This window comes from Acinetobacter sp. TR11, assembly GCF_027105035.1.
In the GTDB taxonomy this organism is placed as follows: Bacteria; Pseudomonadota; Gammaproteobacteria; order Pseudomonadales; family Moraxellaceae; genus Acinetobacter.
This window is the reverse complement of the sequence record NZ_CP114256.1, coordinates 1468657-1494720: the sequence shown is the minus strand read 5'-3', so window position 1 is coordinate 1494720 and position 26064 is coordinate 1468657. Positions and strand designations below refer to the sequence as shown.

General features: G+C 39.0%; 23 protein-coding genes. 12 read left to right on the top strand and 11 right to left on the bottom strand.

Annotation, left to right across the window (positions count from 1 at the left end):
- Positions 1 to 114 precede the first annotated feature (114 nt).
- Positions 115 to 1185 carry a DUF2157 domain-containing protein gene (locus tag O1450_RS07220; protein WP_269230253.1) on the top strand — a complete coding sequence of 357 codons (1071 nt, stop codon included), beginning with the start codon at positions 115 to 117 and terminating at the stop codon, positions 1183 to 1185.
- Here O1450_RS07220 and rtcR read toward each other — a convergent pair whose 3' ends face one another.
- The gene (rtcR, locus tag O1450_RS07215) at positions 1186 to 2787 is read right to left on the bottom strand and encodes an RNA repair transcriptional activator RtcR (RefSeq protein ID WP_269230252.1); all 1602 of its coding nucleotides are present in this window, start codon (positions 2785 to 2787) and stop codon (positions 1186 to 1188) included.
- A gap of 67 nt (positions 2788 to 2854) precedes the next feature.
- On the opposite strand from rtcR, the gene O1450_RS07210 reads away from it, so the two are divergent.
- From O1450_RS07210 to O1450_RS07185, 6 genes are all read left to right on the top strand, one after another.
- Positions 2855 to 3820, top strand: a complete 966-nt coding sequence (locus O1450_RS07210) for a ribonuclease Z (protein WP_269230436.1) — start codon at positions 2855 to 2857, stop codon at positions 3818 to 3820.
- Between the two features lie 294 nt (positions 3821 to 4114).
- Complete coding sequence (locus tag O1450_RS07205) at positions 4115 to 5389, top strand: RtcB family protein (RefSeq protein WP_269230251.1); 1275 nt, start codon at positions 4115 to 4117, stop codon at positions 5387 to 5389.
- A gap of 264 nt (positions 5390 to 5653) precedes the next feature.
- A complete protein-coding gene (locus O1450_RS07200) occupies positions 5654 to 6037 on the top strand; it encodes a DUF7684 family protein (RefSeq protein WP_269230250.1) in 384 nt (127 codons plus the stop codon).
- Positions 6038 to 6049: 12 nt separating this feature from the next.
- On the top strand, positions 6050 to 6508 hold the full coding sequence (locus O1450_RS07195) for a DIP1984 family protein (protein WP_269230249.1): 459 nt from the start codon (positions 6050 to 6052) through the stop codon (positions 6506 to 6508).
- 258 nt (positions 6509 to 6766) lie between these two features.
- Positions 6767 to 7816, top strand: coding sequence for an RNA 3'-terminal phosphate cyclase (gene rtcA / locus O1450_RS07190; RefSeq protein ID WP_269230248.1), 1050 nt, complete (start codon positions 6767 to 6769; stop codon positions 7814 to 7816).
- Between the two features lie 12 nt (positions 7817 to 7828).
- Positions 7829 to 8398, top strand: a complete 570-nt coding sequence (locus tag O1450_RS07185; protein WP_269230247.1) for an RNA 2'-phosphotransferase — start codon at positions 7829 to 7831, stop codon at positions 8396 to 8398.
- Positions 8399 to 8414: 16 nt separating this feature from the next.
- On the opposite strand, the gene O1450_RS07180 is transcribed toward O1450_RS07185, so the two are convergent.
- The 4 genes from O1450_RS07180 to pheA form a co-directional block, all read right to left on the bottom strand.
- Positions 8415 to 9875, bottom strand: a complete 1461-nt coding sequence (locus O1450_RS07180) for an aminoacyl-histidine dipeptidase (RefSeq protein WP_269230246.1) — start codon at positions 9873 to 9875, stop codon at positions 8415 to 8417.
- A 101-nt stretch (positions 9876 to 9976) separates the two neighbouring features.
- Entirely contained in the window at positions 9977 to 10360 is a 384-nt protein-coding gene (locus O1450_RS07175; RefSeq protein WP_005215912.1) for a hypothetical protein, read from the bottom strand.
- Between the two features lie 280 nt (positions 10361 to 10640).
- Positions 10641 to 12890 carry a bifunctional prephenate dehydrogenase/3-phosphoshikimate 1-carboxyvinyltransferase gene (locus O1450_RS07170; protein ID WP_269230245.1) on the bottom strand — a complete coding sequence of 750 codons (2250 nt, stop codon included), beginning with the start codon at positions 12888 to 12890 and terminating at the stop codon, positions 10641 to 10643.
- A gap of 142 nt (positions 12891 to 13032) precedes the next feature.
- Positions 13033 to 14142: a prephenate dehydratase gene (pheA, locus tag O1450_RS07165; RefSeq protein WP_269230244.1), complete on the bottom strand. Its 1110-nt coding sequence runs from the start codon at positions 14140 to 14142 to the stop codon at positions 13033 to 13035.
- 191 nt (positions 14143 to 14333) lie between these two features.
- On the opposite strand from pheA, the gene O1450_RS07160 reads away from it, so the two are divergent.
- Complete coding sequence (locus O1450_RS07160) at positions 14334 to 15278, top strand: alpha/beta hydrolase (RefSeq protein ID WP_269230243.1); 945 nt, start codon at positions 14334 to 14336, stop codon at positions 15276 to 15278.
- A 90-nt stretch (positions 15279 to 15368) separates the two neighbouring features.
- Here the strand turns inward: O1450_RS07160 and O1450_RS07155 are convergent, their stop codons facing one another.
- A complete protein-coding gene (locus O1450_RS07155) occupies positions 15369 to 16514 on the bottom strand; it encodes an acyl-CoA dehydrogenase family protein (RefSeq protein ID WP_269230242.1) in 1146 nt (381 codons plus the stop codon).
- 249 nt (positions 16515 to 16763) lie between these two features.
- On the opposite strand from O1450_RS07155, the gene O1450_RS07150 reads away from it, so the two are divergent.
- The gene (locus O1450_RS07150; protein WP_269230241.1) at positions 16764 to 17762 is read left to right on the top strand and encodes a glycosyl transferase family protein; all 999 of its coding nucleotides are present in this window, start codon (positions 16764 to 16766) and stop codon (positions 17760 to 17762) included.
- A gap of 223 nt (positions 17763 to 17985) precedes the next feature.
- On the opposite strand, the gene O1450_RS07145 is transcribed toward O1450_RS07150, so the two are convergent.
- The 3 genes from O1450_RS07145 to O1450_RS07135 form a co-directional block, all read right to left on the bottom strand.
- Positions 17986 to 18675, bottom strand: a complete 690-nt coding sequence (locus O1450_RS07145; protein WP_269230240.1) for a hypothetical protein — start codon at positions 18673 to 18675, stop codon at positions 17986 to 17988.
- Between the two features lie 295 nt (positions 18676 to 18970).
- Entirely contained in the window at positions 18971 to 19243 is a 273-nt protein-coding gene (locus O1450_RS07140; protein ID WP_005159772.1) for a YeaC family protein, read from the bottom strand.
- Complete coding sequence (locus O1450_RS07135; RefSeq protein WP_034601775.1) at positions 19240 to 20148, bottom strand: NAD(+) kinase; 909 nt, start codon at positions 20146 to 20148, stop codon at positions 19240 to 19242. Before O1450_RS07135 ends, O1450_RS07140 begins: the two co-directional genes overlap by 4 nt.
- A 234-nt stretch (positions 20149 to 20382) precedes the next feature.
- On the opposite strand from O1450_RS07135, the gene mrcB reads away from it, so the two are divergent.
- Both mrcB and O1450_RS07125 read left to right on the top strand, forming a co-directional pair.
- A complete protein-coding gene (gene mrcB, locus O1450_RS07130) occupies positions 20383 to 22791 on the top strand; it encodes a penicillin-binding protein 1B (RefSeq protein WP_269230239.1) in 2409 nt (802 codons plus the stop codon).
- Positions 22792 to 22810: 19 nt separating this feature from the next.
- Complete coding sequence (locus tag O1450_RS07125; protein WP_269230238.1) at positions 22811 to 23383, top strand: tetratricopeptide repeat protein; 573 nt, start codon at positions 22811 to 22813, stop codon at positions 23381 to 23383.
- A gap of 7 nt (positions 23384 to 23390) precedes the next feature.
- Here the strand turns inward: O1450_RS07125 and O1450_RS07120 are convergent, their stop codons facing one another.
- Positions 23391 to 24302 (bottom strand): thiamine phosphate synthase, encoded by a 912-nt coding sequence (locus tag O1450_RS07120; RefSeq protein ID WP_269230237.1) that lies wholly within the window; start codon positions 24300 to 24302, stop codon positions 23391 to 23393.
- A 176-nt stretch (positions 24303 to 24478) separates the two neighbouring features.
- On the opposite strand from O1450_RS07120, the gene hemP reads away from it, so the two are divergent.
- A complete protein-coding gene (gene hemP, locus O1450_RS07115) occupies positions 24479 to 24649 on the top strand; it encodes a hemin uptake protein HemP (protein ID WP_004661888.1) in 171 nt (56 codons plus the stop codon).
- A 76-nt stretch (positions 24650 to 24725) separates the two neighbouring features.
- On the opposite strand, the gene O1450_RS07110 is transcribed toward hemP, so the two are convergent.
- Positions 24726 to 26060, bottom strand: a complete 1335-nt coding sequence (locus O1450_RS07110) for a sensor histidine kinase (protein ID WP_269230236.1) — start codon at positions 26058 to 26060, stop codon at positions 24726 to 24728.
- Positions 26061 to 26064 lie beyond the last annotated feature (4 nt).

Below are 26064 nucleotides of genomic sequence, written 5' to 3'. Positions count from 1 at the left end.
ATTAACCATTGAAAAATATAATAAAACATTCATTCGATTACTAAAAGAAATACTCCTAATACCCCATTTCTGCTATATCAATATCGATAAAATGAGCATTTGGATTCTTTCATAATGAAATTAAATAAAAAACAGGGACTTTTTTTAAAGCAAACCATTGAACATTGGCAACAACAAGGCACGATTACGCCTGATGTAGCCAATCAGTTAAAACACAGCTTTTCGATTCGACCTTTCGATTGGGAACGATTAGCAAAATATTCATTCTGGATTTCTATGATTTGCGCCGTGATTGCGGTTGCCGCAATTACCGCAGATAAATTCTTGATGGAATTGATTGAAAAAATATTTATTGATTCAAAAATTATTCCTTGTCTGATTTTTGCTGCAGTTGCAGCGGCCTTTTATGGTTTTGCCTATCGTCGACGCAGAACCAAACCCTTACATCAATTTAGCAATGAAGCGATTATTTTTGCAGGCGTGCTGTCTACAGCAGCGTCTGTCGCCTATTTCGGCCAAGCAATTGATACCGGCAGTGGGCATTTTTCTTTGTTATTCCTTCTCTCCACCATCATTTATGTAGCACTTGCATTCTGGTTCCCTTCTAAACTGATCTGGGTGTTTTCGCTGCTTTCGCTTGGTTCATGGTTTGGAACTGAAACAGGCTATATGTCTGGTTGGGGTGCCTATTACCTAGGGATGAACTTTCCTTTACGCTTTGTCTTGTTTGGTGGTGTATTGATTGGATTAAGCTTGCTGTTTAAACGCTATGCGCATTTTAGAGGCTTTGCACATTCAACCTATGTCATGAGTCTGCTGTATCTATTTATTGCCTTATGGATTCTTTCAATTTTTGGTAATTATGGTGACTTAGGGAGTTGGTACAGCGTTAAGCAATATGAGCTGTTACATTGGGGCGTGCTATTCGCGTTTATTGCCATCATCGCGATTATCTATGGCTTAAAACATGATGATGCCACTTCACGTGGTTTTGGTATCACCTTCTTATTTATTAACCTCTACACCAAGTATTTTGAGTTCTTTTGGAATGGTATGCATAAAGCCATTTTCTTTATTCTGCTGGCAGCATCTTTCTGGTGGCTTGGTCGGCATGCCGAAAAGCTCTGGAATTTAGAGTTTATACCCAATCAATCCCAAATAAAGAAAGATCATCCAGCTAAATGATTAGTGAAAGTTACTCCAACTCAAACCAAACCGAGCCAAATATTTTTTGACTCGGTCACTATCATTAGTGGTATTACGCTGTTGGCGTGAAGCAGCAAAAAGCTTTCGTCCAGCATCTGCCATCGACTTGGCATATTCACAAACTTGAAGTACACCACGCAGTTGAATCTGATCAAACTCATCTACTTCTGCAAGTTGTGTTTGATCTAGATACTTCAGTAAAATATCTTGTTCTTTCAGCTCATTTGCAGCAGTCTGAATTGACCAAAGTTGCTTTAAGCGTTGAATCTCTTTTTCTACTGTTTCCGAGCGAATCAACTCGCCACTGGATAAAGTCGCTAAGCGTGTGACACTTGCAGTTAAATCACGAAAATTGCCTTGCCATGATGCTTCTTTCGACTTGGCAAATTTCAAATACACATCAAGTGCATCACGTTGAAAACGTAATTGCCGTTGATGGTTTGCCGCAAAACGTTGCAATTCGAACTCAATATTAGGGGCAATATCCTCTACACGATCTTTTAAATTCGGTAAAAAGAAAGTCCATGTATTCAAACGCGCCCATAAATCCTCACGGAAACGCCCTGCTTGCACTTCAACTCTTAAATCTCGATTCGTTCCTGCAATCAACTGAAAATCAGCCTGTACTTCCTTATCACTCCCAACTGGGAAGAAAGATTTATCTTCGAGTGCTTTCAGCAACATCGCTTGCTCATCTAGCCCAAGCTCGCCAATCTCATCCAAAAATAAAATGCCCTGATCTGCACTTTTTAATAAACCTGTACGAGAAGCCGCTGCGCCTGTAAATGCACCTTTGATATGACCAAATAAGCTCGACATAGCACTATCACCACGCAAAGTTGCGCAATTCACATCAATAAAACGTCCACTCAAATGAAATTTATCTTTCTTTAACTGAAAAATTTGTTTAGCTAAATGCGATTTTCCAACCCCAGTTGCTCCCATAATCAAAATCGGCGCACTAGAGCGTGTTGCAACCATTTCAACTTCAGTAATCAACTGATTAAAATCATGATTATAAGTCGAAATATTGGCTTTAAGTTGTTGCCAGTTTTGTTGCTGCTCATCCTCAAAACGTTGTTTTAAAACATCATATCGAGATAAATCCAAATCAATAACTCGATATTCGCCCTGTGGTGTTTTTTGTTGATTCGGGGCACTTTGAATCAGCTTGGCAGGTAAATAATTCGCATCGACCAACAGATACCAACAAATTTGGGCAACATGCGTTCCCGTCGTAATATGCAGAAGATAATTATTTTTCGCAGTATCAAAGGAGTAGGTTTTTACAAAATCATAAAGTGCGCCATATACCTCAGCAAAATCCCAAGGGTCACGAATACTAATTTTATATCCTGAAACTGTGGTTTGAGGAGAAACTTCGACTGCATCTTCTCGAATAAAATCGACCAAATTACGGTGCTGTCGATCATGTAATAAAACCAGCTCATCCACGATAAAGTCTTCATGCATGAGTAGACTCAGCGTTGGACGCCAACGCTGCCAACGTTCAGGACGTTTTCCTTGATCTAAGGTAGAACCCACAAAGCCAATAACGACAGTTTTTTTTGCATTCGCCATGATTTCTATAATATTTTATAAATGCCTATAATATACAATACGCATTTCAGTGAAAAATTCCAACAATATGCTTCATTTTACTTTTTTAGGCACATCTTCTGGTGTGCCCACATTGACTCGGAATGTTTCGGGATTAGCAATCCGTAACAGCAAGAATAAAGATTGGATATTGGTCGATGCTGGTGAAGGCACTCAACATCGGATTCAACAGGCCAAACTTTCATTACAAAGCTTAGTTGCCATCTGCATTACTCATGTTCATGGTGATCATTGTTATGGGCTCGTCGGTTTATTGGCAAGCGCAGGCATGAATGCACGGACTGCGCCCTTAACCATTATTGCACCCAAAGAAATTCAACAATGGATTGAAATAACTGCACAATTGACGGATCTGCATTTACCCTATCCACTGAAATTCATTGATGTGAATGAAGCCACTCAAATACAACGGTTGACTGATGAGCTTTCGATTCAAGCCCACCCACTCAGTCATCGAGTACCGAGTTTTGCCTTTAGTATTATTGCGCAATACACCCAAAAGAAATTAGATACACAGACTTTAAGTCAACTCGGCGTACCAAAAGGCAAAGCTTGGGGTGATTTACAACAAGGTAAAGATATTCAGTTCAATGAAAAAACGTTGAAAGCAAGTGATTTTATTCAAATACAAACGCAGCGCATGCATGCCATTGTTGGTGGTGATAATGATCAGCCTGAATTATTGGCTGATGCCTGTAAAGATGCTCAACTTCTGATTCATGAATCAACGTATACCCAAGTCATTTTGGATAAAGTGGGTAAAGGCCCAATGCATAGTTCCGCTAAAATGGTGGCTAAATTTGTGCAACAGCAGAATTTAAGCAATCTCATCCTGACTCATTTTAGCCCTCGTCATCAGGATAATATTGGACAACAAGCGATTGCTGAAGAAGTTCGTGAACTTTATCAAGGCAATTTCTATTTAGCCGATGATTTTGATCAATTTAGTTTAAATGAAACAGGTCAACTTTCAAAAATCGTTGCATCATCATAATTTTTCCTCCTATGTGATCTATCAATGAAAACTACATATAGATCACATATCTTTTAAGATACTAAAATATCTTTTTAGATATATAAGTATCGACAAAATCACCAGCACAAATACTTATGGAAAATATTTAAAAATTTATTTTAATTAATTATCAATATCTTAAAATTAATTTCATCTGTTACCAACAAGTTGGCACACTCACTGCAATAGTATATATACACAACATCATTGGGATCTTGTGTATATCATCTGTCTGCAACCGCTTGGCAGGCAGGCTTTGAAAGGAAAGTGAAAATGTCAGTTATTGAAGCAGTTAAGCAACAAGCTCAAATTGAACAAGAGCAACAAAAACGTGCCTATCAAGTTTTACAGAACGAAAAAAGCATGCCTGTAAAAATGTGGACAAATGGCGTAATTGTTGATGACAACTCAAAACAACAACTATTACAAACAGCACAAATGCCATTTATCTATAAATGGATGGCAGTGATGCCAGACGTACACTTTGGCTTAGGTGCAACCATTGGAAGTGTGATTCCAACCAAAAGTGCGATTATTCCTGCGGCTGTGGGTGTCGATATTGGTTGTGGAATGATGGCAACTCGCACCAGTCTAACGGCTTCAGATTTACCTGATAATTTACATGGATTAAGAACCGAGCTTGAACGTTTGATTCCACATGGTATGACTAAAACACGTGGTCGCCGTGATCAAGGTTCATGGGAAACACCACCTGAAATGGTCGATCAAGCATGGGTTGACTTAGTGACTGATTTTGAGTTGATTTGTGCTAAGCACCCTCGCCTAAAAAACACCAACAACCGAAAACAATTGGGAACTTTAGGAACAGGAAATCACTTTGTAGAAATCTGTTTGGATGAACACGATCACGTTTGGATTATGTTACATTCAGGTTCTCGTGGTGTTGGTAATGCCATTGGTAATCATTTTATCGAACTTGCGCGTAAAGATATGCAAAAGCACTTTATTAATTTACCTAATAAAGATTTAGCCTATTTAGTCGAAGGCACTGAGCATTTTGATGATTATTGGTTTGCTGTGGGTTGGGCACAACGCTTTGCCATGAAAAACCGTGAAATCATGATGCAATCAGCAATTAAAGCTTTAGCAACCATTATTCCAAAGCCGTTTAATGCCAAATTGGAAGCCGTGAATTGCCACCATAATTACGTGGAAAAGGAAGAACATTACGGCGAAGAAGTCATGGTGACACGTAAAGGTGCTGTAAGTGCCAAACTTGGACAATATGGAATTATTCCTGGTTCAATGGGTGCTAAATCTTTCATCGTTCGCGGGCTTGGAAATCAAGAATCGTTCTGCTCATGTTCGCATGGCGCAGGTCGTGTGATGAGCCGTGCTGAAGCCAAACGTCGCTTTACCGTAGAAGATCAGATTGCACAAACTGAAGGTGTGGAATGCCGTAAAGATGCTGCTGTGATTGATGAAATCCCATCGGCATATAAACCGATTGAAGATGTAATGAATGCACAAAAAGATTTGGTTGAAGTGGTGTATACCTTACGACAAGTGGTTTGTGTGAAAGGTTAAAAAGTTATGGGTATGCTGTCACACAGGGAGCGACACCGCCTAAAACGTTTGAGTGGAGGCGGTCTGGGTAAAACTAGGCATGGTAGGTAAGTGGGTTCATCAGTAAGGTTGCGGATTGCAGGGACTAGCTCTGTGTAAGGGTTACGACTGGCGCACGTTTCCAATGATACTTCTCGACCTTTCGACTAAAAACGAAGGTTACTGTGTTGATGCGAGTTCGAATCTCGTCATATCCACCAATTTTAAGAGATGTAGGTTAATGTAATGAATACTGAAAATATCAATATTGAATATGTCACAACTGAAGCAAATGAGGACATTACATTAACTTTGCCGAAGAATGATTATTTTGCCATTTTGATGATAAACACTGATCAGGTTTCTCCATCATGGCGCAATCAGCTGTGTGAACAGATTGTCCATTCAAGACTATGTATTCAAGCAATGGTTACAGGACATGAATGTTCTATTTGGGACGATGTTTTAGACGAGACTTATGTGGCTTTTTATAACAATGAACCGCCAATTGATACTTGTTTTATGACCACTTGGCATGAGAATGAAAGTTTAGATGAAATTATTGAGTTTGCAAAAATCGGTATGCAATTGGAAAGTATTTCAAAGTTAGTCATTGTACAGATTGAATAAAAGGTAAAAAGAATGAAACTTGCAGAAGCACTTTTACTTCGAAGCGATCAACAAAAAAAGCTCGCTTCATTAAAACAACGGATCAATGCCAATGTATTGGTACAAGATGGTGATGAACCGAGTGAAGATCCAAATGAACTGATCAAACAAGTATTTGCTTTAACCCAAGAAAGCAATCAATTGATTTGTCGTATTCATTTGACCAATGCGCAAGCCAAGTTGGAAGATGGAAAAATTCTGCTATCCCTATTAAGCTTACGTGATAGTTATGCTGAACAACATAAGATTCTCGTTGATGCGATTGCCAATACCCATCGTGAGCCTGATCGTTATAGCGCACGTGAGATCAAATGGCAAAAAGTCATCCCCGTTTCTAGCTTGCAAAAACAGGCGGATGATATCAGTGCAAAATTGCGTGACTTAAATATCAACATTCAGGCTGCCAATTGGCAGATTGACTTAGTCGAATAGACAACAGATTTTGTGGATTTATTTCACAATACCAGTTTGAACATACTGGGCGAGTACAAGATCCCGCTTTACTCCGATCTGAGGGATTGAAAATAATTCAGGCGGCTATGGCAGCATGTGAGCCGTGCATCAATCTTCACTGATTAGGCTCAGCACCATGTACCTAGCAAACCTTTGCCAAAAGCAAAGTCACGCGTTACTTCGCATTACCATGTACTGACAGTATGTTCATTAAATTAGAAAACAAGGAAAATAGACGTGAATAAAGCTTTGGCAAATATGCCAGCAACCATCCAAATTGATGGTTCACAAGGTGAAGGTGGCGGACAGATTTTAAGAACCGCCCTTGCCCTTTCAATGATTACAGGTCAAGCGTTTGAACTAATTAATATTCGGGCTGGACGTAAAAAATCAGGTCTGATGCGTCAACATTTGGTCTGTGTACAGGCATCTCAACAGATCAGCCAAGCTTATATTGAAGGTGCTGAACTACATAGCCAACGTTTGTACTTTGCGCCACAACATGTACAAAGTGGAAAATACCAATTTCAAATCGGTTCGGCAGGAAGCACAACTCTCGTTTTGCAAACATTACTGCCTGCTTTACTATTACAAAATGAAGCCAGTGAACTCACCATCTCTGGTGGTACACATAATCCACTTGCACCAACTGCTGATTTTATTGAGCATTGTTTTTTGCCTTGCCTAAAAAAGCTAGGAATTGGTGTCGATTTTAAATTAAACAAAGCAGGCTTCTTCCCGATTGGTGCTGGAGAAATACAAGTCACCATTCAACCATGGCTAGACCGTGAAAAACTAGATTTATTAGATTCTGGCTCATTACAGACCATTGAGGCTTTTGCAGCGGTGCTGAATCTTTCAGAAGAAGCGCAAATCGCACAACGGGAACTAGCGACTTTAAATAAAAGGTTAGCACTCAATTCTCAGCAGCACTTTCATTTAAAGGGAATCAGCCAAGGCAATACCGTTTATGTCAAAGTTGAACATCAGCATCACACCCAACTGTTTACAGCCTTAGGTGAAATGCGTAAAAGTGCAGAACAAATTGCGAACAATTTAGCTGAGGACGTCAAATATTATCTAAACTCAAAAGCAGCCGTTGATGAGTATTTAGCAGATCAACTCTTGTTACCTTTAGCATTAGGTCAAGGCGGTCGTTTTACGGCTCAATGCATCAGTGAACATACTCGCACCCAAGCAGCAATGATTGAAAAATTTATTGATTGTAATATTGAGTTTATCGAACTTGAAAAAACTCAATTTCAAGTCAATGTACACGTTAAATAATGAAGATTAGAAATGAAATCACATACTCAAACAAGTAAATTCTTAAGTTTAATCCTAAGACATAAACCTGAGCAAATCGGGCTTCAACTCGATCAAGAAGGTTGGGCAAAGATTGCTGAGCTGATTGAAGCAGCAGAGCAACACAATACATTTTTGGATGATGAATTAATCCAAACAATTGTGGCGCAATGTGACAAGAAACGCTTTCAAATTTCAGACGATGGTTTGAATATTCGTGCAGTACAAGGTCATTCAACCCCTACCGTACAAAGAGAGATGATTGCAATTGAACCACCGCAACATTTATATCATGGTACAGCCAGTCGATTTATGGAATCAATTCAGGCACAAGGCCTAATTGCGGGACAGCGTCATTATGTGCATCTCAGTGAACATAAAGAAACGGCACTCAATGTAGGTCAACGTTATGGAAAGCCCATTTTATTCCTGATCGACACGGTACAAATGTATAAAGACGGCTTTACGTTTCATCAAGCAGAAAATGGTGTATGGCTCATAACACATGTACCAACTCAATATTTATCACTGATTGATCAGACCAAGACAGGATCATTGGTCTGATCTCAGGATTAATTCGTTATTTCACACTTTCCAATGCAGTCACCAGTAACTTCCAGCATTTCTCTACAGTATCTACTTTAACTCGCTCACCTGGTGCATGCGCCCCTTGAATATCAGGGCCAAAAGACACCATCTGCAAATCAGGATAATGTTCCGCAATAATGCCACACTCCAAACCTGCATGAATGACTTTTAGATTGGGTTCAATCTCAAATGCAGATTGATAAGCCTGTTGCAAACATTTCAATGCAGCCGAATCGGGATTTGGTGTCCAACCTGATACTAATGGCGTTAATTCAGATTGAATCTGGAAATTGGCAAAATGCTGTTGAATCTTTTGAGCAAATGCTACTGCTTCTTGATTCACCATCGAACGAACCATAATTAAGGTTTTCGCTTCGTCTTTGGTCAATTTGACCACACCAATATTATTCGAAGTCTCAACCACATCGGGTAAAGTACTACTCCACTGTGCTATGCCGTATGGACAACTTGCCAATGCTTGCAACCAAACTTGCTGTTGCTGCAATGTCATAACTTCATTTATCGGGTCAGCATTTTGCTGTAAGCTGATCTGTAGATGATCATCAATGTTCTGTAACTTTTGTTGCCATTCAGTTTGTGCCACAGCAACGGCATTTTTCAACTCGGGTAATCGCTCTGCTTGAATTGCAATGGTTGCCACCGCTTCGCGCGGGATGGCATTTCTTGCTGATCCACCGAAAAACTCAACCAGTCGACCATTGGGTTGTGCCAAATAATCATTCAGAAAATTAGCTAGAATGACATTGGCATTGCCACGACCTAAATGAATATCAACACCTGAATGACCACCTTTCAAGCCTGATACCTGTAAATCTACAAAGATTAAATCACTTGGTGCTGTTTCATATTCAAGTGACTGTCCCACTTCTAGGTCAATACTGCCTGCGCAGCCAAGATACAGCTCACCCCATTCTTCGGTATCAATATTGAAAAGCCACTGTCCAGTTAACACGCCTGACTCAAGCAAACGAGCACCGCTCATTCCTGCTTCTTCATCAATGGTTAGCAGAACTTCGATCGGCCCATGCTCGATATCACTGGATTCTAATACCGCCAGTGCAAGTGCAACGCCAATCCCATTATCTGCACCCAAGGTGGTATTTTCAGCAATCAACCAGCCATCTTTTAAGACTGGTTGAATTGGGTCTTTAAAAAAATCATGCTGGGTACCACGATTGGCTTGTGTCACCATATCCAGATGACCTTGCAAAATCACACCTGCGACTTGTTCTTTACCCTTAGTTGCCGCTTTTCGAATAATTAGGTTACCAATCTCATCGACATAGGTTTCCAAATTGCGCTGTTCTGCCCAATCTTTTAAATGCTGTCTTAACCGTTGTTCATGTTTAGATGGTCGAGGAATTGTACATAAGGTCTCAAAATGCCGCCAAACTACTTGTGGAGATAATTTAGAAAAATCGACCTGTATCATGCACCAATACTCTCAAATGAAGTGTTTAAACAAATATACACCATACGCCTAAATGGCGATGCTTAAATCACTTTATTTAAGATTTTATTAGCAAAATCGTCTTAGCTTTTCCATACAAATTGAGAAAAGCTATGCTCTGCTTTTAAGCTATTTTCTACGGCTTGAGCCAACTGTCGGATAATACTTTGCGTTTCTATTCGTTCAAACCAAGCTTGTTCTTGCTGTGGATTGGCAGAGATTTCACAGAGAATATGACCTTCTGTTTCTTGTTGAGAGCATAAGATTGACAGAGGTAGTTGATGATTATCGATGCGTACTTCAATTTTTTCATGCTCATGACGAATATGTTCTGCATCAAAACCATAATGTTCTAATTGTTTATAGAGTAGCGCTGCAACATATTCTTGCGTGATATAGCATTCATTTGGTGGATGATCAATTACCCCATGTTTAGGGCAATCTGCTATAAATTGCAATGTTTTCATGGTATTCCCTCTATTTTTATGTTTTTAGCTGGATCGCAGCATAAAACCGACTCGTACGGTAAGAATGATTATATATACAATTGTCTTTAATTGATTAGCCGATTGTCTTACTTATTTTACTAAATTGATAAATTTAGACCTAATTAGATATGTACATGACCAAACTCATCATTTTCATTATTTATAAGTTTTATATTTGCACCTAACAACTTATTTTTATGTATAAACAAATAAAAAATGCAGCATTTAACTATTCTAAATACTGCATTTTTCGATTCGTTTACTGATTTACGACTTGTAAATCTAAACCTGCTGAGTTTGCTAGCTCAGTAAAAGTTGGAAAACTAGTTGCGACAGTTTCTGTACCATGAATGGTAATTTCACCGGAAGTACGCAAACCTGCGATACTAAAACTCATGGCAATACGATGGTCATGGTGAGATTCAATTTCCCCGCCAGCAAAGATTGCCGACCAGTCACCTGACTTGCCTTTACCTTCAATGATAATACCATCTTCGGTTGGGGTACAGTCGATGCCCATGATTTTCAAGCCATCAGCCATGACTTGAATACGGTCAGACTCTTTGACACGCAGCTCAGCCGCACCCGTTAATACCGTTTGACCTTCTGCACATGCAGCCGCAATAAATAATGCTGGGAATTCATCAATTGCTAACGGTACTTGATCTTCAGGCATATGAATGCCTTTCAATGTTCTTGAACCTTTGATATGAATATCTGCAATGGGTTCACCACCTGCAATACGTTCATTTTCTACAGTTAGATCAGCACCCATTTGCTTAAGAATTTCGATCACGCCTGTACGGGTTGGGTTGATGCCCACTGCTTCAAGGATCACATCGGCACCTTCAGTAATGGCAGCACCCACCATAAAGAATGCAGCAGATGAAATATCCGAAGGCACTTGAATATCTGTACCAACTAATTTACCACCACCCACAAGTGAGATTTTATTTCCTTCAGTTTTCACATCATAACCGAAAGCACGCAGCATACGTTCAGTGTGATCACGGGTCGGTTCAGGTTCCGTCACTGAAGTTTCACCAGCAGCCCATAAGCCTGCCAATAAAATGCCTGATTTCACTTGAGCAGATGCCATCGGTAAATCGTATTGAATCCCTTTAAGCGCTTGACTACCCGTGATACTCACTGGTGGCGTACCTTTCTCACCTGTGGTTTGGATTTGTGCACCCATTTCACGAAGTGGCTTAGCAATACGCTCCATTGGACGTTTCGACAATGACGCATCACCCGTCATCACTGAATCAAATTTTTGTGCAGACAACATACCTGATAGCAAACGCATACTAGTACCAGAGTTACCCATATACAACGCGCTCGCTGGTGCTTTTAAGCCTTGCATACCCACGCCATGAATCGTGACTTCACCATTCTTAGGCCCTTCGATGCTCACACCCATATCACGGAAAGCCTGTAAAGTTGCGAGTGCATCTTCACCTTCCAAAAAGCCTGTCACATGGGTTGTGCCTTCTGCAATCGCACCAAACATGATTGAGCGATGTGACACAGACTTATCACCTGGTACGGTGAATTTACCTGTAAATGTTTTCTTTCCGGGCAAAATGGTAAATTGCTGTGTCACCTTGTTTTTCTCCATCAAAGGTTTTTTGGCTAACATATGATTAAAATGTTGGCGTGCGGCTTGCGCGTGTCCAAGTAGACCCATCAATGCTTGCGAGTCTTCCTGTTCAATCAATTTCTTTAAAACTGACAATTGCTGTTCAAAGCCATCAACAGCGTTCAGAATTGCAGTTTTATTGGCAAAGAAAATATCATGCCACATCTGTGGATCACTGGCTGCAATACGCGAGAAGTCACGAAAACCGCCCGCAGCATAACGGAAAATATCTAAATTATCTTCACGATTTGCCAGTTGCTCAACTAAATTAAATGCCATCAAATGTGGTAAATGACTGGTATGGGCAAGCACTTCATCATGCTTGGCGACATCCATACAAATCACTTCTGCTTTCGCCGCTGACCAAAGCTGAATCAACTTTGCAACCGCCCAATCCGCACTACTTGGAAGTGGTGTCAAAATCACTTTATGATTGGCAAATAAATCAACTTTACCCGCATGTACACCAGTATGTTCTGCACCAGCAATCGGATGACCGGGTACAAAACCGATTGGTAAATTTTCACCAAATACTGCTTTTGCAGCTGCAACCACATTGCCTTTGGTACTGCCCACATCGGTAATAATGACATTGTCTGCAAGATAAGGCTTGATCTGTTCCAGCACTTTTTGTGTCGCACGAACAGGTAAGGCTAAAACAATTAAATCAGCATCCTGAACTGCTTCTTCTGGCGTTGCATAACCGTGTTGAATAAGACCGAGTGCCTTGGCATCTTCTAATGTTTTTTTTGAGCGTGTTGAAGCCACAATTTGAGATGCAAGTTGTTCAGCCACAATCACACGAGCAAGACTCGACCCAATCAGCCCAAGCCCAATAAATGCAACTTTCTTAAATAATGGTTGAGACATAAAACATATTTGCCTATGTAAAAATCTCCCCTGAGAAGCACCCCGCTTCGTAAGCTCTTTAAAAAGAGGGGAAACTCCTCCCTTTTTAAAGGTCTTGCGCAGTTATACTGCTCAGGAGGGATTCAAAATACAATAAATAGACCTATAAAACAGCGATTGGATATGAGCCGAGGACACGTAACTCTTTCACCATTGGACGGATTTCTTCCAATGCCGCCGCAACATTTTCCTGACCGATATGTCCTTCTAAATCGATAAAGAACACATAAGCCCATTTTTCAGGTAAGGCTGGACGCGTTTCAATACTGGTCAAACTGATTTTATGCTTGGCAAATGGCGCAAGAATCTCCAACAAAGCACCTGCACGGTCATGGGCAGAGATTAACAGAGAGGTCTTATCATTACCACTTTGAGGAATCTTCTCACGACCAATCACAAGGAAACGAGTGGTATTTTCAGGGTTATCTTCGATATTGCTGTGTAAAATCTCAAGATTGTACATGCTTGCAGCAATATCAGAGGCTATCGCAGCAGAATGCCATTCATTACGAATACGGCGCGCCGCTTCAGCATTTGAATTCAACGCGACACGCTCAACCCCTGGATAATGGGCATCTAACCATTTACGGCATTGTGCCAAGGTTTGCTGATGTGCATAAATCTGCTTAATACTGTCTTTACGTGTATTTTCAGATACAAGGAATTGATGATGAATACGCAGTTCAACTTCACCAATCACATTCACTGTCGATGATTTAAAGCAATCGAGGGTATGGTTCACAATCCCTTCTGATGAATTCTCTACGGGAACGACACCATAATGTGCGCTGCCTGCTTCAACTTCACGGAACACTTCATCAATAGTTGGCAATGGACGTACAACGGCATCTTTACCAAAATGCTTTAACACAGCTGAATGGGTATAAGTGCCTTCAGGTCCGAGGAATGCAATGCTTTGTGGTGCTTCAAGTGCCAAACATGCTGACATAATCTCACGAAATAAACGTGCCATCGTTGCATCAGATAAAGGACCTTGATTGCGCTCCATGACTTTACGCAATACTTGAGCTTCGCGTTCAGGGCGATAAAATAATGGATTGTCTTCAGCTGCAAACTTAGCCTTCGCTACAGCTTCAGCTAAAGAAGCTCGACGGTTTAATAATTCTTGAATTTGTTGATCAACACTATCAATATCATCGCGAATTTGTTCTAAATTAAGTGAAGTCGATGTGTTTTGTCCATCGTTTACCATTGAATGCAGCCTCAGCAAAATCATCTATAAGAATGGATTACAATTCATCTGTGAATTGATTATCCGAGCTAGTATAACAACACTTTAAGCTATTAAACACGCTGAGTTTTAACTCTTTTTATTACCAAACTTTATTGATAATGATTTTCATTATATATTGCTAATAAAATTTTAATGCTTCCGAATAAATCATGATTAAACAATTTGGTATTTTGACTTTTTCTCTGCTCATTGGCACACCATTGTCTTTTGCACAACCAACGAGTACCAGTACAAACAAGCCGCCGTTAAAAGCACAAACCAATATTCAGCAAAGCTTTGAAATAAGCTCAAAATATACCCAACATGATTATTTGATTCAGACCTTTGTTCCTGCTAGCGAAGTTCCAAGTGAAGGTTTCCCAGTGCTTTATGTACTCGATGGTAATGCCACATTTGATAGTGCCGCCAATATCGCTAAATCTGTGGGTGGAGGAGCCAATCGTTTAGGTTTGAGTCCGGTTGCCATTGTGGCGATTGGATATCCAAAACAAAGTACTTTTGACGTAGAAAAGCGAGCTTTAGACTACACGCCTAAAGCATCAGCCGAATTTCAAAAACAAGCCAAGTACAGTTATGGTGGTGCAGACCAATTTATTCAATTTATAGAGAAAGAACTCAAGCCTGCCATTCAGACCAAAATTCAAATCAATACACGGCAACAAAGCTTATTTGGTCATTCTTTTGGTGGGCTATTCGTTTTGCATACCTTTATGACACATCCAGAAACTTTTCAGCGTTATATCGCCGCTAGTCCTTCGCTTTGGTTTGATAATTATGCATTGCTCAATCGGCAGGCAGATTGGTTAAATAACAAAGCCAATAAAATGCAAAATACAATGCTTATGGCAACAGTTGGGACACATGAGCGACGTAAAGAAACGCAATCAAATGAAGACTCAACACAAATGCAGTATGATTTTTATCAAAATTTTAAGAAACAACGTTCAGAAAAATTTTTATTTTGGAAGTTTCAACATCCAGCAGAGCAGCATTTAACTAATCTCTATGCCAGTTTACCCAAAGCGATTATGTTGGCAGGTTGTATAGATCATAAAAGTTGTTCCGCATTATTTGATGAGCCAGTCACCCCTTGATCTTAAAAACATCACTACAAATAAAAAGACTGAATCAAATTTCTTGATTCAGTCTGAAAATCATTTGCTAAATAGAGATGTTTTTTGTGCTTAAGCTTTACCAATCAATCCACGTGCAACAATTTCTTTCATAATTTCATTCGTTCCACCATAAATACGTTGGATACGCGCATCAACAAAGAAACGTGAGATCGGATATTCTGTCATATAACCATAACCACCGAATAACTGAAGTAAATTATCAGCCACTTTCATTTGCATATCGGTACTAAAGCTCTTTAATGCCGCTGCGGTTTCTACATCCAACTTACCTTCATTATACAAAGCAACGTTTTGGTTATAGAAAGCTGCTGTTGCTAATTCATCAATTTTTGCTTGAGCCAATACAAAACGTGTATTTTGAAATTGAGCAATTGCTTGACCAAATGCTTGGCGTTCTTTTACATAAGCAGTTGCTAAATCAATTGCACCACGGATTGCACCTAGAGCAGTTGAAGCAATTGCAGTACGTTCACGCGGTAATTCTTGCATTAAATAAGCAAAGCCAGAACCCGCATTCCCCAATAATTGGTCTTTGGGTACTTTGACATTATCAAAGAACAATTCAGATGTATCTTGTGAATGTAGGCCAATCTTATCGAGGTTAGTTCCCTTCTTGAAACCATCCAAATGTGTGTCAACTAACATCAAAGACACACCTTTTGCACGTGCTTGAGGATCAGTTTTAACTGCTAGAACGACAACATCCGCATGTTGACCATTTGAAATAAAGGTTTTTGAACCGTTTAACACATAATGATCATCTTGCAAAATTGCATTAGTACGCATTGCCTGTAAATCAGAACCAGCACCTGGCTCAGTCATACCAATCGCACCAATAACTTCGCCAGAAACCATTTTTGGCAACCAGTACTGCTTTTGTTCTTCAGTTCCGATATGTTGAATATACGGTGCAGCAATTTCTGAATGACATGAAATACCTGTCGATAATGCGCAATAACCCGCACGAGCAGATTCTTCAACCAACATTAATGAGTAATGTGTTGGAACACCATAACCGCCGTATTCCTCTGGTACATCTACACAGAGAAAGCCATTTTCACCCAATAATGTCCAAACAGAACGCGGCATAAGCCCTTCACGTTCCCACTGTTCATAATGAGGCGCAATGTGTTCGCTCATAAAACGTTTAAAGTTATCACGGAAGAGTTCCAAATCTGCATCGTAAGCTAACATCTTTAATTTCCTTTCGCTTTCATTGTTTTTAAAAATTCGATTTGCAGCCATGCTAATGATTTTTAGATTGGATGTCATGTTCCGTTTACATCAAATCACTAGACTGATTCGGTCAATAATTTTATTTGCACTCTGCATAAGCAAACGCTAATTGTTTATTGATTAGACAGCTCCTCATATTTTTTACGCTAAATAAGTCACTTTTATGTCATATTCCTTTTATTGTTGGCGAAGACTTCTCATACGATCATGAATACAAAACGAAATATCTATAAAACTGTAGAACACCCCTTTGCTCAGTATGTTCGTATCTTGGGTAAAGGGAAAACAGGTTCTCGTTCGCTCAGTTATGAAGAAGCCTATCAAGCATTTAGCATGATTTTAAAAGATGAAGTCTTGGATGTTCAGTTGGGTGCATTCTTAATGCTTTTACGTGTTAAGGAAGAATCTGTCGATGAATTGGCTGGTTTTGTTCAAGCCACACGTGATCAACTCAATTTTCAGCCACTTGATGTCGATCTTGATTGGTCATCTTATGCAGGCAAGCGTAAGCACTATCCGTGGTTTTTATTGGCGGCATTAACACTGGCTCATCATGGCTATAGAATTGTCATGCATGGCGCATCGGGTCATACGATTAACCGTGTTTATACCGAACAAGTTTTACAATACTTAGGCTATTCTATTTGTGAAAATGAGCAAGATGTTCGTGAACAACTTGATCAACATAATTTTGCATTTCTTCCACTTGAAACTATTTCCCCTGTTCTAAGTGATTTGATTTCACTCCGCAATGTGATGGGTTTACGCTCTCCAATTCATACCCTTGCTCGTTTGATTAATCCATTTAATGCGAAAGCGACCTTACAAGCAATTTTCCACCCTGCTTACCGTACTTCTCATCAACAAACGGCTTTTCGATTGGGCTATCAAAATAGTGCGGTAATTAAAGGTGAAGGTGGTGAGTTTGAACGTAATCCTGATGCCAAGACTTTAATTTGTGGCATTAAAAATGGTGAGTTGTACGAACACGAACTACCAAAGTTAACACCTGACCGTAGTCCAATCGAAGAAGAACTAGATCTTGCAGTATTTAAAGCTGTTTGGTTGGGCGAACAATCTCACGAATATGGTGAAATGGCTGTGACTGAAACGATGGGAATTGCTTTATACACGATGGGTGCTGTGAATAGTTATGATGAAGCAATGATTAAAGCAAAAGAGCTTTGGGAAACACGAAAAATCTGAACACTTAATAAAGCTTGTAAATTCTTTTGTATAAAATAAAAATATCTAATTATGGTGCCAACGTGTCATTCCAACTAGATAGAGTGCTGAGTTAAACTAATTTAAACTCAGCATCACTAGTAAGAATTTATTTCTTACTAGTGATCATTACCTTCGACTTTGTTTTATAGATACTTGAATTAATAGAATACTTATATTGATTCCTTAATATACAAGATAAAAATCATTTGCTAATACAAATTTTATATTTATCTATGCCATATTTAATTGGAAATTCCGTAGGATTAGCAAACATCTGCACATGACCTTTCTTATCCAGATTACTAATTTCATCTAATATATTAATGACATATTGTTTTTCTTTCTCCTCTTTATTTTTGGTAAGAACACTCCTAATATCTTCAATGGTAGCATCGCCCTTATGTTTTAGGTAAAAGTCGGAGGTCATAAAGGCTGTTTGAGACTCTTTAGCACATTGAGTTAGATTTGCATTTTTACTTACTTTAAAATTTTCACATTCAACTAGCCATTTTTGTTCAAATGTTAAATTAACCAATTTATCTAGTGTTAAATTCTCACTTACAGACATACCTGATACAAAGGCTTGTCTTTCATTTTCCTCTCCAAAATTGGATACCATAAATCTCCTATATCCTACATAAGCTCCAAGCTTATTTTTTGTATTCATTTCCCCGCAAGAACCATTCATTTTCTGAAATTTAACAGATTCAGGGTCAAATGATAATTCCTTTACCATTGTTTGAGCTTCTTGTTCTTTCTTTAACTTTTCTGAATTAAGTTTTTCTAGTTCTAAAAGTTGTCTTTGCACTTGTTCTTCTAGGTGCGTTTCTTTTTGACTTTTACCACAACTAATAAGTCCAATAACCCAAAAAATACAAATTATTTTTTTCAAGATTAATTACCTATAGTTATCTTAACAGATGCTAATTGTATTTCATTTATAACAAAGTTAGGCAATTAATTCAGGTTTCATTTCTCGTACACCTGATTAAATGAAGATGAAATTAATCTTGCAAAGAGAAAAACCAAGTACAGTGAGATGCCAAATTAACTAAATGATAATTCATAAAAATTTATCAAGTTAATATATGGAAATCATACAACTATTGAATCAAATATAAACCTGAAAACAAAAAAGCGATGACTTTATTAAAATCATCGCTTTAAATACGATTTGTAGAAATTAATTAAACAAACCGAATCGGCTTAAACTCAGGCTCATTTTTGTGATGATCATCATCACACTCTTCACCTTCTTCTTTCGTACCTCGGTCAATATAACCACTGCGCTGTTCTTTTGGTAAATTTTCCATTTCCCATGCATACACGGCTTGCATACAAATTTCACGTTGCTCTTTGGTCAATGCAATACCATTTGGCCATTTACCAATTTCAACAGCAGTTTTCAGACGCTCAACAATTTCAGGATTTAAAATAGCGAGCATTTGTTCAATATTCATGAGTCATCCTGTTGAAAAGATTCAAAATCTTGATTCCAACCCAGTTTAGTACGGCAAGCCATATAAAAATCATAACCAGGTGGATGTAATAAGCTTAGTTTAAACGGATGTTTACGGATATGCACCGTATCCCCCACATTTAATGCAACACTATGTTGTCCATCGGCACTCACCATCGGTAAGACACGATTTTCACGGATGGTGATCTTAATCTCACTTTGTCCACCGACAACGATTGGACGAGATGACAAAGTATGTGGGTGCATTGGTACAAGTGCAATCGCATCCATACTTGGGTGTAGGATTGGTCCACCACCCGAAAGCGAATAAGCGGTCGAGCCTGTTGGTGTTGACACAATTAAACCATCACTGTGTTGACGATAAACATATTGCCCATCAATACTCAGTTCGAAATCAATCATATGAACAGATTTACCTGAGTGTAACACCACATCATTTAGGGCAATTGCATCATAAATGGTTTCGTTATTGGTACGAACTTCCATTTCGAGCAAGAAACGTCGATCTAGTTGAAATTGACCTTGTAGTACCTGATCCAGTTTAAAAATTGCTTCTGCCGGCTTAATATCAGTTAAGAATCCGAGTCGACCACGGTTAATCCCAATAACGGGTGTATTGTATCTGACTAAAGCACGTGCCGCATGAAGTAAAGAACCGTCTCCACCCACAACGATCACCAAATCGACTACTTCACCTAATAAATTACGGCTCACGGTCTGACCATAACTATAAGGTACAAGTTTGGCTGTTTCCTGATCAAAAACGGGATTTAAGCCTAAAGTGATCAAATGATCATGAATTAAACATAACGTTTCTACTACAGAATTCTTATCTGGTCGCCCAATTAGACCAATATTTCGAAAGGATTTATGTGAAATTTGCACGAATAACTCAGCTCCACCGCGACTATTGACTATCATATCATTAACAATCAAATTTTCGTTGATGATTGATTAAAAAGTATAAAAATGTCTATTCGTTGTTTTTTTATACGATTAATATCAACACCTTCTGAAAGTTTTTATTGCATGTTGCTATTTATTCACAGTTTTATGATTGCAAAATGACAATAAGCTATCGCATCATTACTCACATTGTTTCGGTTTTAACGCAAGTCTATGAAGTGTGAACGTGGTATTGGTTTTCTAGCACTAATTTTTTCAATTTTAGTGATTGGTGTGTTTATTGCCTTTAGTATCTATCTGATCCGTTTGGATAATATTATTCGCAATAAATTTGAAGGTCAGCGTTGGGATATTCCTGCCAAGGTATTTGCTCGTCCATTAGAAATCTATGCGAATGCACCGATTACTCAAGAAAATTTTGTCCAAGAATTAAAATTATTGGGCTATAAAAATACCGCGAACTATGAAAAATCAGGAAGTTACATCATTCAAGGTAACCAAATGTATGTTCATACACGTGGTTTTGACTATGGTGATAGTAATGAACCTGAACAGGTGCTTGAGATTGCTTTCAATCAAGGTCAAGTCGGTGAAATTCGTTCCACTAAACCCTCTAGTACAGGCATTGCTCGTTTAGAACCCCTATTAATTGGTGGTATCTATCCACAACATAATGAAGACCGTGTCCTCATTAAGCTAAATAAAGTACCAAAAACACTAATTGAAGCCTTAATTTCAACAGAAGACCGAAATTTTTATCACCATCATGGTATTTCTATTCGAGGTACAGCACGTGCCTTAGTCAGTAATGCAACAGGCGGTAGACGTCAAGGCGGCTCGACATTAACCCAACAGTTAGTTAAAAATTTCTATCTTTCACCAGAAAAAACGCTCAAACGTAAAGTCAATGAAGCCCTTATGGCGTTGTTGATTGAGCTGCATTACAGCAAAGATGAAATTCTAGAAGCTTATTTAAATGAAGTAAATTTAGGTCAAAATGGCAATTACTCAATTAACGGTTATGGCTTAGCTTCACAATTCTATTTTGGTTTACCTCTGAGTGAATTAAATATTTCCCAACAAGCCTTTTTGGTTGGCTTAGTACAAGGTCCAACTTTATATAATCCTTGGCGCAATCCTGAAGCTGCAAAAAAACGCCGTGATATTGTACTGAACAATATGATGGTGATGGGCTATTTAAGTGAAGCGGAATATCAGGATGAAATCGCACGTCCTTTAAATATCGTGAGTAAACCAACTTTAGGGCCTGCAAAATTCCCAGATTTCCTTGATGTCGTACGCCGTCAATTACGCACAGAATATCAAGAAAGTGATATTACCAATCAAGGTTTAAAAATCTTTACGACACTTGACCCGATTGCACAAACTCAAGTTCAAAATGCTTTTAAAGATTCTGTTGAACGTTTGGCAAAAGCAAATCCAGCGCGCCTGAAAAATTTACAAGGTGCTGTACTGGTTGCCCACCCTGAAAATGGCGAGCTTGTTGCTGCTGTGGGTTCAACCCAAGACTTTACAGGTTTCAACCGTGCTTTGGATGCTAAACGCCAAGTGGGTTCATTATTGAAACCTATCATTTATTTAAATGCAATTGAGTCTGGGCGTTATACTTGGGCAAGCCCGATTGAAGATAGTGCGGTAAATATTCCTGTTGAGGGTGATAAGAGCTGGACACCAAAAAATTATAGTGGTGGCGAACACGGTGTTGTTCCTATGCAACAAGCCTTGGCAAACTCATACAACCTTTCTGCTGTTCGCCTAGGCAATGAATTTGGTTTATCAGCATTTTCCAATAAATTAAAACAATTTGGTGTCAGTTCAAATATTCCTGCTTATCCATCTATTTATTTGGGTGCAGTGAATATGTCCCCAATGGAAGTGCTTGGTATATATGGCAACTTTGCAACAGGTGGTTTCAAGTATCCTCCTCGTTCTATTCGTACTGTTGTTGATGCAAAAGGACATTTGCTTGAACGTTATAGCTTAAATGTTCAACAAACGATTGATCCTGCTGCTGCCTATATTTTAAATTATGGTTTGCAACAAGTTATGCGTTCAGGTACTGGACGATCAACTTATGACAGCTTACCTGAAAATTTGAATTTGGCAGGTAAATCAGGCACAACTAACGATACACGTGACTCATGGTTTGCTGGTTACTCAGGTAATCATGTCGCCGTTGTGTGGTTAGGTCTCGATGACAACAAAGTGACTGGGCTAACAGGTTCTTCGGGTGCATTACCTGTATGGACCAATGTGATGAAACAACTACGCCAACAACCTGTTAATCTGCGTCAAACAGACAATGTGGAATGGCAATGGATTGACAGTGCAACTGGTGATCTATCTGCTCAAGGTTGTGATGGCGCGATGTACATCCCTCTACTTCGACAAACTGTACCTCGTCGTGTGACAACATGTGGTCAATCACATTATGGGGTTGAGCCTACCAATATCCCATCAGCGGAAGATATGCCAAACGACAGCAACAATGATGGTAACACCAATTATATTAGAGAAAGTGAAAACCAAATGGATGCAGATTTATCTAATCATAACCCAACACGCGTAATTTCCAGCGGTAGTTATAGCGGTGAAAATTAAGTTACAAGGATGATTGGACATGATTAAGAAAGTAACGATGGTAGTTGGGGTATTGCTGCTCGTAGGTTGTACTTCTGCTCCTCCGCCAAAAAATAAAAAAGTGGTCATCAAATTAGGTGAGCCACCAACTACGACGAACACGCAGAAAAAGAAAACTGCACCACCAGCGTCGAATGTAAAAATTACGCCGTATGAGCAGAAAGAAATAAAGCGTCAAAACGTACAAGTGGTTGTGCCTGAACAAAAAGTTCAGCAAAAGTTCAATGATGGCAGCCAACTTCCTGCTTTTCGAACGTTGATGCAAAAAACCCAAGTTGCTTATAAGCAACAACAACTTGCGGAAGCAGAACGTTATGCGCTTCAAGCTCAACGTATTGCTCCACAAGCCACAGAAACTTACTTGTATTTAGCATTGATTGCAGACCAACGCAAACAATATGCAAATGCGGAAGCGTTAGCACGCCGTGGTTTAAGCTATGCACAAAGTAACTCGATGAAAAAACAGCTTTGGTTAATTGTAATGCGTGCAAGCGAAGCTCGTAATCATCCAGTAAAAGCCCAAGAAGCTAAAAAAGCCATTCAGGCACTGTAAAACTGAATTAATCAATTGAACTAAATTGACGGATTCCTGCAAGCCCATAAGCATGATGTTTTTGGGCTTGTTCTAAATTTTCAGGTGCAACACCACCTAAAGCAAAGACTGGAATATCACTATGCTTTGCTAACTCAGCAAAATCATCCCATCCTAAAACTTTTGCATTAGGATGCGTTTCAGTCGCATTGACAGGGCTTAAAAATACCGCATCACAGCCAATATGATGTGCATGTTGTAGTGAAACCGCATCATGGCATGCTGCAATAAAACGTTTCCCGATGACTAACTCACCTTTGTTCAACCCCATCAATTGGGACTGTTTAAGATGAATCGTATCAATTTTGGCTTGTAATGCTGTATTCAGCTCTCGCCAAAGATCAATATTGAGTATCAATTTTTGTCGCTGAGCATCATTTAAAGTCCTCAACTGCTGTTCAATTTTCTCGATTTCACCTGTTTGCATACGCCAATACAATTGGGCATTACTTTGAGGTAAAGCATCAATTTGATCATTAATCTTGATCAAATGAGACCAGATTAAACGTTGCAAAATCACAGCATTCGCCTTAGGAAAATTTAAGCTAGCGAGTTGATCACGATGATACCAAGCCCAAGGTTGATGAATTTGATTAAGCAATTCATCAGGCACATAGGCATGAAATAAATGCAAATTGACAATGATGTCATCATATTCATGCTGAATCATGTCAAACATGTGCCAATCTTTTAGACCAATACCAACTTCTTCATAAATTTCTCTACGGCAGGCTTGTTCAGGTGTTTCACCCTGCTCAACTTTCCCCCCTGGAAATTCATGTTTATTGCCTTGATGTTGATTTGCTTGTCGCCAACCCACCAATACTTTGGACTTGTGTAATAAAATTGCGATTGCAACATCAACTATAGCTTTTGCCATAACAGTCTAAAATCCCACATCTTTTCATAACAATTCTAAGTAATTTGCCAACTAATTCACATGACAAAAACAAAATTAATAAATGATTTTGTAAATTCTTAAAATTTACGTTGACAGGCCTATTCGATAATGATTATCATTTAAAACATTAAAAAACACACCACGGAGCATAACAAATGAACGCACCATTTAACTTATTTACTCGTAGTACAGACGCAGCTCAATCGTTACCAATGCTGCATTCCAACAACCTTTTTGCTTTAGGTCGTGAAATCCGCATTATGCATGCTGGCGAAGAATATCGCCTACGCCTAACTCGTAATAATCGCCTGATTTTAACGAAGTAATATAATAACAACCGCATAATAATAAACGTGGGAATAGCAGTATGTCAGCGCATACTGCTTTTTTTATTTTCTCAAATTAAGTCAATGCCAGTCGAATCCTCACACTTAAACCACCGTACTGAGATTGTGCAAACTTGATTTCCCCATGATGCAATTCGATGATTTTTGTACAAATCGACAGCCCTAAACCTGAACCTTGTGTCTTTGTACCTAAAGCACGATAAAAACGTTCACCCAGCCGCTCAAACACTGCTTCATTTAACCCATGCCCTTCATTTTCAATGATAAGCTCCAAGTCCTGTTGCTGCTTTAAGATGATATACACATGCCCATGTTCTGGCGTATAACGAATTGCATTATCAACAATATTTCGAATGCAGGTAAAGAGTAACTGTTGATTGGCAATAATCGTGTGATTTTCATCTGTCATAGACTGTAGATGGAATTGAATCGACTTTTGATTTGCAAATAAATGCAAAGCCTGTACAGCTTCATCAAGCACAACATGCAAATTAACCTGTGTTTTGGGTAAATTTTCAGCATGCTCTGGGTCTAAACGTGCCAATAAAAGTAAGTTTTCTAGTATCTGAATCCCTCGACTCACATCTTGCTGCATTTGCGTAAAATCTGCTGCATGCTCAGGGTATTTACGCTGTAAAAGCTGTAAGCGCATTTGAATCGCAGACAAAGGAGAACGTAGCTCATGTGAAGCATCAGCCGTAAAGCGTTGCTCCGCTTGTAAAGATTGATCTAAACGATGCAATAAATGATTGAGCTGCCCTAGCATCGGTTGTAACTCTTTCAGCTCAACCTCACTCGATTGAATGGGGCTCAGATCATCTGCACTTTTTGCTGATATTTTTGCTGCTAGTTGATGAATTACTTTAAATTGACGCTTAATCAAGAAATGTACAATGATCCACTGTAATAGCCAGACCATCAATAGGATAAATAAATAGCTCAGAAAACTATGCATTAACTCATCAAATCGCTCATCCAATGGTTGCAATAGCATGACTTGCAATTGTGAATCTGCCTCATCGGTTGTATAACTTCGCCATAATTTATGATCCTGCCAAATCAAGCCATAATGATCAGTAGTTTTAAAGATGAGCTGGTAATACGATTGATCAAGCTGAAAATTTTCTGACTGCGTTAATATCTGTTGTTGGTTACTTAAACGATATCGAATATCAAACTGATCACTTAATTCATCTATCTGGTGCCCAGATGTTTTGCTTAAGTCGGCGATCAGCAACATATCAGAAATCTCATCCATGATTTCATCTTGTACTTGCATGGTTTGATATATTGAAATCAGCACGAATAAAAGTAATGCAATACAACCTGCAACGATTGAACTCAGCAACGAAGTCTTTACCAATTTGCTCTGTAATGACACGACTTTCATGCTG